13 protein-coding genes are annotated in these 12,282 nt (G+C 46.9%); 12 read left to right on the forward strand and 1 reads right to left on the reverse strand.

What is annotated here, in order from left to right:
• The 8 genes from fliN (at position 1) to glnB (ending at position 5,793) form a co-directional block, all read left to right on the forward strand.
• Positions 1 to 447 (forward strand): flagellar motor switch protein FliN, encoded by a 447-nt coding sequence (gene fliN / locus CWI81_RS10840; RefSeq protein ID WP_126785316.1) that lies wholly within the window; start codon positions 1 to 3, stop codon positions 445 to 447.
• A 25-nt stretch (positions 448 to 472) separates the two neighbouring features.
• Positions 473 to 784 carry a flagellar biosynthetic protein FliO gene (gene fliO / locus CWI81_RS10845; RefSeq protein WP_241970421.1) on the forward strand — a complete coding sequence of 104 codons (312 nt, stop codon included), beginning with the start codon at positions 473 to 475 and terminating at the stop codon, positions 782 to 784.
• A complete protein-coding gene (fliP, locus tag CWI81_RS10850; protein ID WP_126785317.1) occupies positions 781 to 1,524 on the forward strand; it encodes a flagellar type III secretion system pore protein FliP in 744 nt (247 codons plus the stop codon). The genes fliO and fliP overlap by 4 nt, the downstream gene beginning before the upstream one ends.
• Before the next feature lie 8 nt (positions 1,525 to 1,532).
• Positions 1,533 to 1,802, forward strand: a complete 270-nt coding sequence (gene fliQ / locus CWI81_RS10855) for a flagellar biosynthesis protein FliQ (protein WP_126785318.1) — start codon at positions 1,533 to 1,535, stop codon at positions 1,800 to 1,802.
• On the forward strand, positions 1,802 to 2,584 hold the full coding sequence (gene fliR, locus CWI81_RS10860) for a flagellar biosynthetic protein FliR (RefSeq protein ID WP_126785319.1): 783 nt from the start codon (positions 1,802 to 1,804) through the stop codon (positions 2,582 to 2,584). Before fliQ ends, fliR begins: the two co-directional genes overlap by 1 nt.
• Before the next feature lie 8 nt (positions 2,585 to 2,592).
• Positions 2,593 to 3,720: a flagellar biosynthesis protein FlhB gene (flhB, locus tag CWI81_RS10865; protein WP_126785320.1), complete on the forward strand. Its 1,128-nt coding sequence runs from the start codon at positions 2,593 to 2,595 to the stop codon at positions 3,718 to 3,720.
• Between the two features lie 76 nt (positions 3,721 to 3,796).
• Entirely contained in the window at positions 3,797 to 5,440 is a 1,644-nt protein-coding gene (locus CWI81_RS10870; RefSeq protein WP_126785321.1) for an NAD+ synthase, read from the forward strand.
• Positions 5,441 to 5,454: 14 nt separating this feature from the next.
• Positions 5,455 to 5,793 carry a nitrogen regulatory protein P-II gene (gene glnB / locus CWI81_RS10875; RefSeq protein ID WP_126785322.1) on the forward strand — a complete coding sequence of 113 codons (339 nt, stop codon included), beginning with the start codon at positions 5,455 to 5,457 and terminating at the stop codon, positions 5,791 to 5,793.
• 29 nt (positions 5,794 to 5,822) lie between these two features.
• On the opposite strand, the gene CWI81_RS10880 is transcribed toward glnB, so the two are convergent.
• Complete coding sequence (locus CWI81_RS10880; RefSeq protein WP_126785323.1) at positions 5,823 to 6,581, reverse strand: outer membrane protein assembly factor BamD; 759 nt, start codon at positions 6,579 to 6,581, stop codon at positions 5,823 to 5,825.
• A gap of 151 nt (positions 6,582 to 6,732) precedes the next feature.
• Between CWI81_RS10880 and rluD the strand changes: the two genes are divergently transcribed.
• The 4 genes from rluD to pssA all read left to right on the forward strand — a co-directional run bounded on the left by rluD (position 6,733) and on the right by pssA (position 11,961).
• On the forward strand, positions 6,733 to 7,701 hold the full coding sequence (gene rluD / locus CWI81_RS10885) for a 23S rRNA pseudouridine(1911/1915/1917) synthase RluD (protein ID WP_126785324.1): 969 nt from the start codon (positions 6,733 to 6,735) through the stop codon (positions 7,699 to 7,701).
• Positions 7,673 to 8,392 (forward strand): peptidoglycan editing factor PgeF, encoded by a 720-nt coding sequence (gene pgeF / locus CWI81_RS10890; protein ID WP_126785325.1) that lies wholly within the window; start codon positions 7,673 to 7,675, stop codon positions 8,390 to 8,392. The genes rluD and pgeF overlap by 29 nt, the downstream gene beginning before the upstream one ends.
• A gap of 57 nt (positions 8,393 to 8,449) precedes the next feature.
• Positions 8,450 to 11,023 (forward strand): ATP-dependent chaperone ClpB, encoded by a 2,574-nt coding sequence (gene clpB / locus CWI81_RS10895; RefSeq protein WP_126785326.1) that lies wholly within the window; start codon positions 8,450 to 8,452, stop codon positions 11,021 to 11,023.
• 113 nt (positions 11,024 to 11,136) lie between these two features.
• Positions 11,137 to 11,961: a CDP-diacylglycerol--serine O-phosphatidyltransferase gene (gene pssA / locus CWI81_RS10900; RefSeq protein WP_126785327.1), complete on the forward strand. Its 825-nt coding sequence runs from the start codon at positions 11,137 to 11,139 to the stop codon at positions 11,959 to 11,961.
• Positions 11,962 to 12,282: the final 321 nt, after the last annotated feature.

The raw sequence follows: 12,282 nt of genomic DNA on the forward strand, positions 1-12,282 counted from the left end.
ATGAGTAATGATGATAAAGATATGGACGATTGGGAAGCCGCGATGGCGGAACAAGCGGCTGCTGAAGATGAAGACTCTGGCGATGCGAAAGAAAAAAAAGCAGGCGCTGAGCATTCGGGCATGGAAGGTGTGCAAACAGCCGAACTCGAGGAGCTTAGTGAAGACACTGACGTCAGTGATGACGATCGGCGTAAGCTTGATGCTATTCTCGACATTCCAGTCACCATTTCGATGGAAGTAGGGCGCAGTCAGATTAGTATTAGGAACTTGCTGCAGCTTAATCAGGGCTCAGTGGTTGAGCTAGAACGGGTCGCGGGTGAACCCCTCGACGTATTGGTCAATGGCACACTGATCGCCCATGGCGAAGTGGTCGTGGTAAACGATAAATTTGGGATACGCTTAACCGATGTTATCAGTCAAATCGAACGTATTCGTAAATTGCGCTAGCGGTCTTTTACTGCTGTTTAGCCCGTTGGCAGCAGCACAAAAAACCGCAAGCGAGTCACCGCTTGCCGGAGCAGACATAGGCGCCATGTTATTGGCGCTTATTGTCGTTTTAGCGGTCATTATTATTTTGGCAAGCATTGTTAAGCGGTTTAACTTAAAGCTACAAGGCAATGCAGACATGAAAGTGTTGAGCGCTATGTCATTAGGTACCAAAGAGCGTTTGATGATTGTCGAGGTTGCCGGACAAAAATTACTGCTCGGAGTAACGGCCGAACGTATTGACTGCTTAAAAGAATTGCCTGACTCGGTCGAATTAAAAGGACAACAAAAACCATGATTCGAGGGCTGTTGATTTTTGTTGTGTTGCTGGCATTAATGCCGGACACAGCTTACGCCTTGCAAGACATCAGTGCTGTTACTGTTAAAACTAACCCTGATGGTAGTGAAGAGTACTCAGTAACATTGCAAATTCTTGCCATAATGACCGCGCTGACGTTTATTCCGGCGATGGTGATTATGATGACGTCGTTCACACGTATTATCATCGTGTTGGCGATACTGCGGCAGGCTATTGGTCTACAACAGTCACCGTCTAACCAGATACTGATTGGGATAGCGCTGTTTTTATCATTTTTTATTATGAGCCCGGTGCTGAATGAGGTTAATGACAAAGCTTTGCAGCCTTACTTAAATGAAGAAGTGACCTCCATGGAAGCTTTGGATCGCGCTAAGGCTCCGGTTAAAGCATTCATGCTGGCGCAAACTCGGCTAACCGATTTGGAAACTTTTATCGAGATCTCTGGCGAAGAGAATATTGCGGAGCCAAACGATGTGCCAATGTCTATTTTAATCCCGTCGTTTATAACATCCGAATTAAAAACCGCGTTTCAAATTGGTTTTATGGTATTTATTCCGTTTCTGATTATCGATTTGGTGGTCGCCAGCGTATTAATGGCGATGGGTATGATGATGCTATCGCCAATGATCGTGTCTTTGCCGTTTAAGTTAATGCTATTTGTGCTCGTTGATGGCTGGAGCTTAACCATGAGTACACTGGCCGGAAGCTTTGGAATATAGGTGCTGCTATGAGTCCCGAGGTATTTCTAGACGTATTTTCAGAAGCATTAAAGACCATTGTTATTATGGTATCTTTTATTATTGTACCAAGCTTGCTGGTAGGGCTGGTGGTTGCCGTATTCCAGGCCGCAACGTCGATAAACGAACAAACCTTAAGCTTTTTGCCTCGATTGATAGTAACCCTTGCTGTGATTGGCTTGGGTGGTCACTTTTTAACCGAAACTATCATGGACTTTACCATTGAGATGTATAACCGAATTCCGGAAGTGGTTGGCTAATGGATCTGGTCACTGCCACAGTCATTGGGTGGCTAGAGCAGCATCTTTGGCCGCTAACCCGTGTATCCTCAATGATTATGAGTATGGCGCTGTTCTCGGGAACTTTGGTCAATGCCCGAATTAAAACCTTATTGTCATTAGCTATCATCTTCGCTGTGGCACCGGCGCTACCCGAAATTAATACACCTTACGAAATGATGTCTGCCGGTGGTTTTGTGGTTACCGCACAACAAGTTTTGATAGGTGTTGGGCTAGGACTACTTTCTGTTATTTTCTTACAGACTTTTGTACTTGGCGGGCAAATTATTGCGATGCAAATCGGCCTAGGTTTTGCGTCCATGGTCGACCCCTCAAATGGCCAGCAGGTACCGGTAGTGGCGCAGTTTTTTTTGATGTTATCGAGCTTGATATTTTTATCGTTGGATGGGCATTTGATGATGATTCAAATGGTCGTTGCAAGCTTTGATTCAGTGCCGGTGGGCTTTACCGGACTGGATGCTGACGCCTTCCGCATGATTGCCGATTGGGGCAGTTATATGTTTTCAGCTGCATTAACGGCGATGCTCTCAGGTATTATCGCGTTGTTGTTGATTAATTTGAGTTTCGGCGTGATGACGCGGGCTTCGCCACAGTTAAATATATTTGCGATTGGTTTCCCGATTACCATGGTCAGTGGTCTCATTGTTATGTGGCTGACGTTAGGCGGGTTTATTTTTCACTTTGAAAATCAGTGGGCACGGGTAGTACAAACCATGTGTCGTCTGATTGGCAGTCAGTGCTAGGGTGAAAAATGGCAGAAACTGATCAGGAACGCACAGAAGAACCCACAGAGAAACGAAAACAGCAGGCCCGCGAGAAGGGTCAGGTTGCCCGTTCCAAAGAAATGGGTACAGCGTTCGTATTAGTAAGCGCCGCCGTGGCTTTCCTCTGGTTTGGTGATGGGTTGTACGAGGGTATGCGTTCCGTATTCCGGCAGTTTTTTGAGTTAGATCGGCAACAAGCCTTTGACCCGACTCAGATGTCTAAAGCTTTCGCTATCGCTTTTGGCGAAATTATTACGCCACTGCTGATTATCTTTTCCTTTATTTTAGTTTTTACCTTTTTTGGTAACAGCTGGCTTGGTGGCATTAACTTCTCCTGGAAAGCGATGGCACCTAAGTTTTCGCGGATGAATCCGCTTAATGGCTTTAAACGCATGTTTGGCACGCAGGCACTGGTTGAGCTGGTAAAAGGTTTGGCCAAGTTTTTAGTGGTGGCGGTTAGCGCCTTTCTGCTGCTTAGTTGGCAGTACGACAATATATTACAGATATCGATGGGGCAGATGCCCAATATGATGGAAAACGCCGTCGATATCTTAATGTGGATGTTTCTGTTGATGTGCTGTTCTATCTTTCTGATTGTCGTTATTGATGCACCGTTCCAGCTATGGAAGCATCAAAAAGACTTAAAAATGACCAAGCAGGAAGTAAAAGATGAGAATAAAGACAGCGAAGGTAGCCCGGAAGTGAAAGGTCGTATTCGCCGTTTGCAAATGGAAATGGCAAATCGGCGGATGATGCAGGATGTGCCGAAGGCGGATGTTGTGGTCACTAACCCCACGCATTATGCGGTTGCTTTAAAGTACGACGATGGTGGGCCGAAAGCGCCGGTACTGCTCGCTAAAGGAACGGATGAGACCGCGGCAAAAATCCGTGAAATTGCTCTTGAATACGATATTCCGCTGATACAGTCACCAGCCTTGGCACGCTCGGTATACCATACGACAGAGCTTGAGCAGGAAGTTCCACAAGGGTTATTCGTCGCGGTCGCCCAAATTCTTGCTTATGTTTACCAGTTACGCATGCACAAGAAAGGCAAAGCAAAAAGACCGAAAAAGCCGGCCAGCGATTTACCAATCCCCGACGATTTAAAATACTGACCACGATTTGCCCTACGGCAGCCGCTACTATATTATTCGCAGCCATTATTTAGTTTATTAGTCGGAACCGTAGTTTATGTCGCAGCTCTCAATCTGTCTGGCCCAGTTAGATTTCACTGTCGGTGCTATTGATGAAAACACTGCCATTATCTTAAAAACGATTCGTGAGCAGAGTAAACAGCACGATATTATTGTCTTTCCAGAGTTGGCGATTACTGGTTATTCTCCAGAAGATCTGCTGAACCGTCCTGATCATCAGCGAGCGGTCGACAATGCGGTAGAGCAAATTAGTGCTGCAGCGTCCGATTGTGCGGTGATTGTAGGACATCCTTCAAAAACCGGCGAGCAGTTGTTTAACGTAATCTCGGTACTGCACCGTGGTGAGTGTCTGCAGCGTTACCAAAAGCAGCGACTACCCAATACTGGCGTGTTCGACGAGCAGCGCTATTTTGTGCCAGGCCATAAGAGCGAGGTATTTGAATGGCATGGGCAACGTATCGGTTTAATGATCTGTGAAGATCTATGGCATCCGCAACCCTTAGCGCAACTTAATCAAGACGATGTTGATGCGATTATTTCGGTAAATGCTTCACCCTACGAAATAGACAAACACAGTCAGCGCATGGCTATTTTAAAGCAGCGCGTTAGCGAGATTAATAAACCGATTATTTATCTGAATAACTGTGGTGGGCAAGATGAATTGGTGTTTGATGGCCATTCGTTGGTCATCGATGATCAAGGACAGCTAGTAGCAGAGTTGCCTCATTGCCAGATGACGCTGGCAACTGTGCGTTTAGGTGACGGCATAGCTTGTGACGGGTTTGCTCCATACACGGAAATGGCTGGGCAAACCGAAGCGCAGCGGCTAGCTAATGTTTACGACGCATTGGTATTGTCAGTGCGGGATTATGTCAATAAAAACGGTTTTAAGCAGGTTATTTTAGGTTTGTCAGGTGGGATAGACTCCGCAATAACCTTGGCCATTGCGGTCGATGCACTCGGTGCTGACCGGGTAAGCGCGGTGATGATGCCGTTTAAGTACACGTCTGATATGAGTCTGGAGGATGCCGAACAGCAGGCGACCGACGCTGGTGTTAACTATGATGTCGTGCCAATTGAGCCAATGTTCGACGCCTTTATGCAGCAGCTCGCCCCGTTCTTTGCTGATACCAAAACCGACACCACCGAAGAAAATCTGCAGTCACGCTGTCGAGGCGTATTATTAATGGCGTTATCTAATAAAACCGGAGCATTGGTTCTGGCAACCGGCAACAAAAGCGAAATGGCGGTTGGCTACGCTACGTTGTATGGTGATATGTGCGGTGGCTTCGCGCCTATTAAAGATGTTCCCAAGCAGTTGGTTTTTGAGTTAGCAAAATTCCGTAATAGCCGTTCACAAGCTATCCCAGAACGAGTTATTAGCCGGCCGCCGTCAGCCGAGCTAGCCCCCGATCAAGTTGATACAGACTCACTACCTGACTATGGCGATTTAGACCGCATTCTGGCATTGTATGTAGAACAAGATTGGTCGCTTGCCGAGATTGTCGAGGCGGGCTTTAATGAGCAAGATGTTCGCAAAGTGCTAAAGTTGGTTGATATTAACGAGTATAAACGTAGCCAATCGGCAGTTGGGCCTAAGATTACTCAACGAAACTTTGGGAAAGACAGACGCTACCCAATAACCAGCCACTATCGCGATCAAATACAACGTCAACTATAGACGGGAGTTGTGCCATGAAAAAAGTTGAAGCGATTATCAAGCCTTTTAAATTAGATGATGTTCGCGAAGCGTTATCCGAAGTTGGAATTGCCGGCATGACGGTGTCTGAAGTTAAAGGCTTTGGCCGACAAAAAGGGCATACCGAGTTATACCGAGGCGCCGAGTATATGGTCGATTTTCTGCCTAAGGTAAAGCTTGAGGTTGTGATTGCAGATGACGACGTTGAACGGTGTATAGAAGCTATTATGGAGACTGCTCAAACCGGTAAAATAGGGGATGGTAAAATCTTTATTTCTGATATCGAGCGAGTCATCCGCATCCGTACTGGTGAAGAAAACGAACAGGCAGTGTAGGTCGCGTCCAGGACGCGACCCCACGGGGATTAATCGACAAGTGAGTTATTTGGGTAGTTAGCACGTAATACCGCGAGTGCGTCATCGCGCAACTCATTTAAGTCAAGTTGGTCGTAGCTTTCGGCCATTATAGCGAGGGCATTTTCTACTTCTGGCATGCCGGCAAAGTTTTCTACCACATAGCGTCCTCGGTTGGCCGCAGCCAAATAGGCTTGACGATCCATATAATACTGGGCGATAGCCAATTCTTTTTGGGCGAGTCGACTTTTTAATGCAACCATCCGCTTTTTAGCGTCAGCTGCGTACTTGCTGTCCGGAAATTTCCGTAACAACTCAGCGAAATCTTTAAACGCTTCTTTTGCCATTGAAGAGTCACGATCAGAGCGGTCGACACCGGCTAGTTCTTGAATGGTGTTATGTTCAGCTCTTTGATTAACCAGCCCCCGCATGTACAGCGCGTAATCAACATCTTTGTGATTCGGGTTCAGGCTAATAAACCGATCAATAGCAGCCAGTGCCTCGTCGGTGTTATCTAACTTGTAATGAACGTAAATTAAATCCAGTTGCACCTGATGCGCAAAAGGTCCGAACGGGTAACGGGTGTTTAGTGTATTTAACCGCTCCTGAGCCAAACTAAAGTTGCCAATTTCAAGTTGCTCTTGCGCTTCTTGGTACATTAGTTCTATTTGTGAGTACTGCAGATTATCCTGTGGGGAGTCGGAATTACTCGAGCAACCCGCTAAGGCAAAACTGAGTAGCGCTGAAACCATTAAAAGACGACGTTTCATAAAACCTCAAATTGTGACGTAGCACGTTATAGCGTTAATTTGAATGACCAGTTTGAGTGCAATTGCACTAGCAAACGGTTACACTAGCATAGATTATATTGTTAGGCATTCTAACGCAGCGCAAAGGGCTTTCACAGCAAAAACCAAATTTATGAGCGAAACTATTCAACTAGAATCCATTGTACCGGAAGAGCTTGCCGGAAAACGTTTAGACCAGGCGTTAGCCGAGATGTTCCCGGATTATTCGCGATCGCGAATGAAGACTTGGATCACAGCGGGTAATGTGTCGATCGACGCAGAAATTGTCACCAAGCCGCGAGAAAAACTTGAGTTGGGAGCGCTAGTAGCAATCGATGCTGAACTTGAGTCGGAAGAGCGTCACCAGGCACAGCCGATAAAGCTGGATATCGTTTATGAAGACGACGATATTTTGGTTATTAATAAGCCAGCCGGTTTAGTTGTTCACCCCGGCGCTGGTGCGCCTGATGGCACTCTATTAAATGGCTTGTTGCACCATTATCCCAAAATTGATCAGGTGCCGAGAGCGGGTATTATTCATCGACTGGATAAAGACACTACAGGTTTGATGGTGGTTGCCAAGACAGTCCCGGCGCAGACACAGCTGGTCGATATGATGCAAAAGCGTGAAATTCGACGTGAGTACGAGGCGATATGCAATGGCGTGATGACAGCTGGCGGCATGGTTGAAGAGCCAATCGGTCGTCACCCGACTAAGCGCACTCATATGGCAGTTGTGGCATCGGGCAAGCCGGCGGTCACTCATTATCGCGTTATGGAGAGGTTGCGTGCGCATACCCTATTGAGACTGAGGCTAGAAACTGGCAGAACTCATCAAATTAGGGTTCATATGGCACATATTCGTCATCCCCTGGTTGGCGACCTAACTTACGGTGGACGCCCGCGCCCACCGAAGCAAGCCTCGGATACATTTTTGGCAACTCTGAGAGGGTTTAGTCGTCAAGCATTGCACGCGGCACAACTGTCGTTGCACCACCCGGTCGAAGGTGAATGGATGACCTTTGAGGCACCACGTCCGGCTGACTTTGAGCAGCTGTTGGATGCGATGAGAGATGACTTACAAGAACATTCTAGTTCCTGATTGGTCGCTTCCTGCTAATGTCGGGGCAGCTGTTACATTGCGCTCATTTGGCAATGTTGCTGCTCATGTCGGCGATGACCCCGCTCTAGTTATCAGGCGTCGCCGACAATTAGCTCGTCAACTTAAGCTGCCGGTAGTGCCGCAGTTCTTGCAACAACAACACACCAATGAAGTCTCTATTTGGCCCAATATCCAGACGCCCAGCGATGCAATTGTTGCTAACTCTGTCGCCAGCTGCGCGGTTTTAACGGCAGACTGTTTGCCTGTTTTAATAAGTAGTCATAGCGGTGACTGTATTGCTGCTGCGCATGCTGGTTGGCGAGGGCTAGAGCGAGGGGTATTAAGCAATACGATAAGCCGGATACCGGTCGCCGCGAATCAACTGACGGCATGGATAGGGCCAGCCATTTGCCGTCGTTGTTTCCAGGTTGGCGATGAAGTTAAGCAGGCTTTTGCAAAAAGCTTTCCGCAACAAACTATTGAGGCAGCCTTTAGCGCAGATGGCGATAGATGGTTGGCTGACCTTCCTTTATTAGCTGAATTTCAGCTACGCGAATTAGGTGTGTCCCAAGTTACGCAGAGCCACTTGTGCAGTTACTGCCAACCTCGCGAATTCTTTTCGTACCGTAGACATCAGGACACAGGTCGTTTTGCGTCAATAATTTGGCGAAAAAACCAATCAAACACTTGAATTCGCCTAAAAAGTACCCACTTATCTGTTAACTGAACAGAATTAAAGGAAGTACTCATGCGACACGATAAATTTACCAGCAAATTTCAGATGGCGATTGCTGACGCGCAGTCAATTGCGTTAGGTCGTGATCATCAATTTATTGAACCACAGCATTTAATGCAGGCAATGCTCGATCAAAATGGCGGGGCTGTGCGTCCGCTATTTACTATGATCGGAGCCGACATTACGCAGTTTCGCTCTGGTCTGGGCAAGGCACTTGATGCACTGCCGCAGGTCGAGGGTGCTGAGGGTGAAGTACAGCTCTCCCAGCAGACTGCGCGATTATTAAATCTGTGCGACAAGTACGCGCAAAAACGCAATGACAGTTACATTTCCTCGGAGTTGTTTTTACTCGCGGCGACAGAAGACAAAGGACCGCTCGGAGAGCTATTTAAGAAGCAAGGAATTACCAAAGAACAACTGGAAAAAGCGATTAACGACATTCGCGATGGTGAGAAAGTCGATGATCCTAACGCGGAAGATAAACGCCAGGCGCTGGATAAGTATACTCTTGACCTGACTGAGCGCGCGGAACAGGGCAAGCTTGATCCAGTGATTGGCCGGGATGAAGAAATTCGTCGGACCATTCAGGTATTGCAGCGCCGAACCAAAAATAACCCCGTGCTAATTGGCGAACCGGGCGTTGGTAAAACGGCTATTATCGAAGGCCTGGCGCAACGCATTATTAATGGTGAAGTTCCGGAAGGCCTAAAACACAAGCGGGTTCTTTCCCTTGACCTCGGTGCTTTATTAGCAGGCGCGAAATACCGTGGTGAGTTTGAAGAGCGGTTGAAAGCCGTATTAACGGAACTCTCTAAAGAGGAAGGCCGAATCATTCTCTTTATAGATGAGCTGCATACTATGGTTGGTGCTGGCAAAGCAGACGGAGCCATGGATGCTGGCAATATGTTAAAACCGGCGTTGGCACGTGGCGAGCTGCATTGCGTGGGTGCTACTACGCTGGATGAATACCGTCAGTACATAGAAAAAGACGCAGCGTTGGAACGCCGTTTCCAGAAAGTGTTGGTGGATGAACCGACGGTGGAAGACACTATTGCGATTCTGCGTGGCCTTAAAGAGCGTTACGAAATTCACCACTCGGTTGAAATAACCGACCCGGCGATAGTTGCCGCAGCATCTTTATCACATCGTTATATCAGCGACCGTAAGCTACCCGATAAAGCGATTGATCTGATTGATGAAGCGGCCTCAAGTATCCGCATGCAAATTGACTCTAAGCCGGAAGACCTGGATCGTTTGGAACGGCGCATCATTCAGTTAAAGCTTGAGCGGCAGGCATTGCAGAAAGAGAAAGATGATGCCAGCAAGAAACGACTGGATATTTTGCACGAGGAGCTTGCTGATCTTGAACGCAAGTATCAGGAACTGGAAGAAATCTGGAACACCGAAAAAGCGGCAGTACAGGGTACTCAACATATTAAAGCGCAGTTGGACCAAGCGCGCACCGAAATGGACATTGCTCGGCGAGCCGGTGATTTAAATCGGATGTCGGAATTACAGTATGGACGTATTCCAGAACTGGAGCGTCAGCTTGATTTAGCACTGCAGGCCGAGATGCAGGACATGAGCTTGCTGAAAAACCACGTTAGTGAAGAAGAGATAGCGGATGTGCTGTCGCGCTGGACAGGTATTCCCGTTAGTAAAATGCTTGAAGGTGAACGCGAGAAGTTAGTTCAGATGGAAACTAATTTGCATAAACGGGTGGTGGGTCAGAACGAAGCCGTTGATGCAGTTGCTAATGCTATTCGCCGCTCGCGTGCGGGTTTAGGTGACCCGAATCGTCCCATTGGTTCATTTTTATTCCTTGGCCCAACCGGTGTTGGTAAAACTGAACTGTCTAAGGCGTTGGCTAACTTTTTGTTCGACACTGACGACGCCATGGTGCGGATCGATATGTCAGAGTTTATGGAAAAACATTCGGTGTCACGTTTAGTCGGTGCACCTCCGGGTTATGTTGGCTATGAACAGGGTGGCTACCTGACAGAAGCGGTAAGACGTAAGCCGTATTCTGTGATTTTGCTGGATGAGGTGGAAAAAGCACACCCCGATGTCTTTAACATACTTTTGCAAGTACTGGATGATGGGCGTTTGACCGATGGTCAGGGGCGTACGGTGGATTTTAAAAATACCGTTATCATTATGACCTCTAACTTAGGTTCTGATTTAATCCAGGAACATGCTAAAGAAAATACCTACGAACAAATGAAGTCGATGGTAATGGATGTTCTGGGACAACACTTCCGGCCTGAGTTCATTAACCGGGTTGACGAGACCGTTGTGTTCCATCCATTAGGTCAGGCAGAAATTCGTTCAATTGCCGAGGCGCAGTTACAGTTGCTTTATCAGCGCCTGGAAGACAAGGAGTTTTCGCTGGAGCTGGACGATGCATCATTAGATCATCTTGCCAGAACTGGTTTTGATCCGGTGTTCGGTGCACGGCCACTGAAACGGTCAATTCAGCAAGAGCTGGAAAATCCATTAGCGCAGAAAATACTGTCGGGAGCCTTAGTCCCCGGTAAACCCATAAAAGTAACACTGGCCAATGAACGGTTGGATATTAGTCAGTAATAGGTGGTATAGCCCGCATCCATATGCGGGCTTTGTTTTTTCTTGATTTCCAAGGCTGAATGACTCTGTGCTAAACTCAGCGATATTAATTTGGAGAAAGAGGATGCCTTTATATGGCTACAGAAAGTAATAAACGCCGCGGAATTTATTTGTTACCGAACCTATTTACTACCGCCGGCCTGTTTTCTGGCTTTTATGCCATTGTTGCCTCAATGAACGATCGCTATATAGAGGCAGCGGTCGCCATTTTCATCGCAATGATCTTTGACGGCGCTGATGGTCGTGTAGCTCGGATGACCAATACCGAAAGCGATTTCGGCGCCGAATATGACAGCATGGCGGACATTGTGTCATTTGGTATGGCGCCGGCTCTAGTAATGTATAACTATGCTCTGGCTGATCTAGGTAAGTTCGGTTGGTTGGCTGCCTTTATTTTTGTTGCCGGTGGTGCGCTACGGCTGGCGCGATTCAATACTAATCTGGGAACCACGGATAAGCGCTACTTTCAGGGGTTAGCGATTCCAAGTGCAGCGGCTGTGGTCTCCGGGCTGGTCTGGGTTGGCACAGAATACGATATTGACGGTAGCGACATTGAGATTTTTGCCGCGCTAGTGACTATTTGCGCAGGCTTATTAATGGTTACCAACTTTCGTTATCATTCATTTAAAGAAGTTGACTGGAAAGGCAAAGTATCTTTCTTAGTTATCCTCATTGTAGTGCTCGCATTTGTGATTGTTGCGACACAGCCTTCATTAGTGCTGTTTGGTATATTCTTTTTATATGCGTTGTCAGGACCCGTGTTAACGATTAAAAACGTTAAGAAGTTAAAGCTGGAACATGTGGTTGGTGACGACGATAGTGATGACGCTGAATTCGATGAGGATAAAAAAACATCGGAAAAAGGTCAGAAAGAAGACAAAAAAGGCACAAGTGACTAATAACTGAACAAACGATCAGTTTATTTAAAAAAAGATCTTGCACGGCGCAATAAGATCTCTATAATTCGCCGCCGTTGTCAGGGAGAAAGCCAACAGGTGATTACTGACAACGGGTTGATTAGAAAGTTGCAAAAAAGCACTTGACGATTGGCCAAAGGGATGTAGAATACGCCTCCCTGCTTCGGGAAAGAAGCAACGCTCTTTAACAATATATCAAGCCAAGCAAACTGTGTGGGCACTTGCAGAAGTAAGCAAACAGAAATATTTGTATTGCAACTTTTGAATGAGTGTTCAGCAAGGTTTCGAAAGAAGCCAAGCAAA

Origin of the sequence: Idiomarina seosinensis (assembly GCF_003987275.1) — a bacterium.
In the GTDB taxonomy this organism is placed as follows: Bacteria; Pseudomonadota; Gammaproteobacteria; order Enterobacterales; family Alteromonadaceae; genus Idiomarina; species Idiomarina seosinensis.

Coding starts and splice junctions, on each gene's coding strand:
- glnB (WP_126785322.1), top strand. CDS start 5,455: ATGAAAAAAGTTGAAGCGATTATCAAGCCTTTTAAATTAGATGATGTT.
- fliP (WP_126785317.1), top strand. CDS start 781: ATGATTCGAGGGCTGTTGATTTTTGTTGTGTTGCTGGCATTAATGCCG.
- pssA (WP_126785327.1), top strand. CDS start 11,137: ATGGCTACAGAAAGTAATAAACGCCGCGGAATTTATTTGTTACCGAAC.
- flhB (WP_126785320.1), top strand. CDS start 2,593: ATGGCAGAAACTGATCAGGAACGCACAGAAGAACCCACAGAGAAACGA.
- fliN (WP_126785316.1), top strand. CDS start 1: ATGAGTAATGATGATAAAGATATGGACGATTGGGAAGCCGCGATGGCG.
- fliR (WP_126785319.1), top strand. CDS start 1,802: ATGGATCTGGTCACTGCCACAGTCATTGGGTGGCTAGAGCAGCATCTT.
- fliQ (WP_126785318.1), top strand. CDS start 1,533: ATGAGTCCCGAGGTATTTCTAGACGTATTTTCAGAAGCATTAAAGACC.
- rluD (WP_126785324.1), top strand. CDS start 6,733: ATGAGCGAAACTATTCAACTAGAATCCATTGTACCGGAAGAGCTTGCC.
- CWI81_RS10880 (WP_126785323.1), bottom strand. CDS start 6,581: ATGAAACGTCGTCTTTTAATGGTTTCAGCGCTACTCAGTTTTGCCTTA.
- clpB (WP_126785326.1), top strand. CDS start 8,450: ATGCGACACGATAAATTTACCAGCAAATTTCAGATGGCGATTGCTGAC.
- CWI81_RS10870 (WP_126785321.1), top strand. CDS start 3,797: ATGTCGCAGCTCTCAATCTGTCTGGCCCAGTTAGATTTCACTGTCGGT.
- pgeF (WP_126785325.1), top strand. CDS start 7,673: ATGACTTACAAGAACATTCTAGTTCCTGATTGGTCGCTTCCTGCTAAT.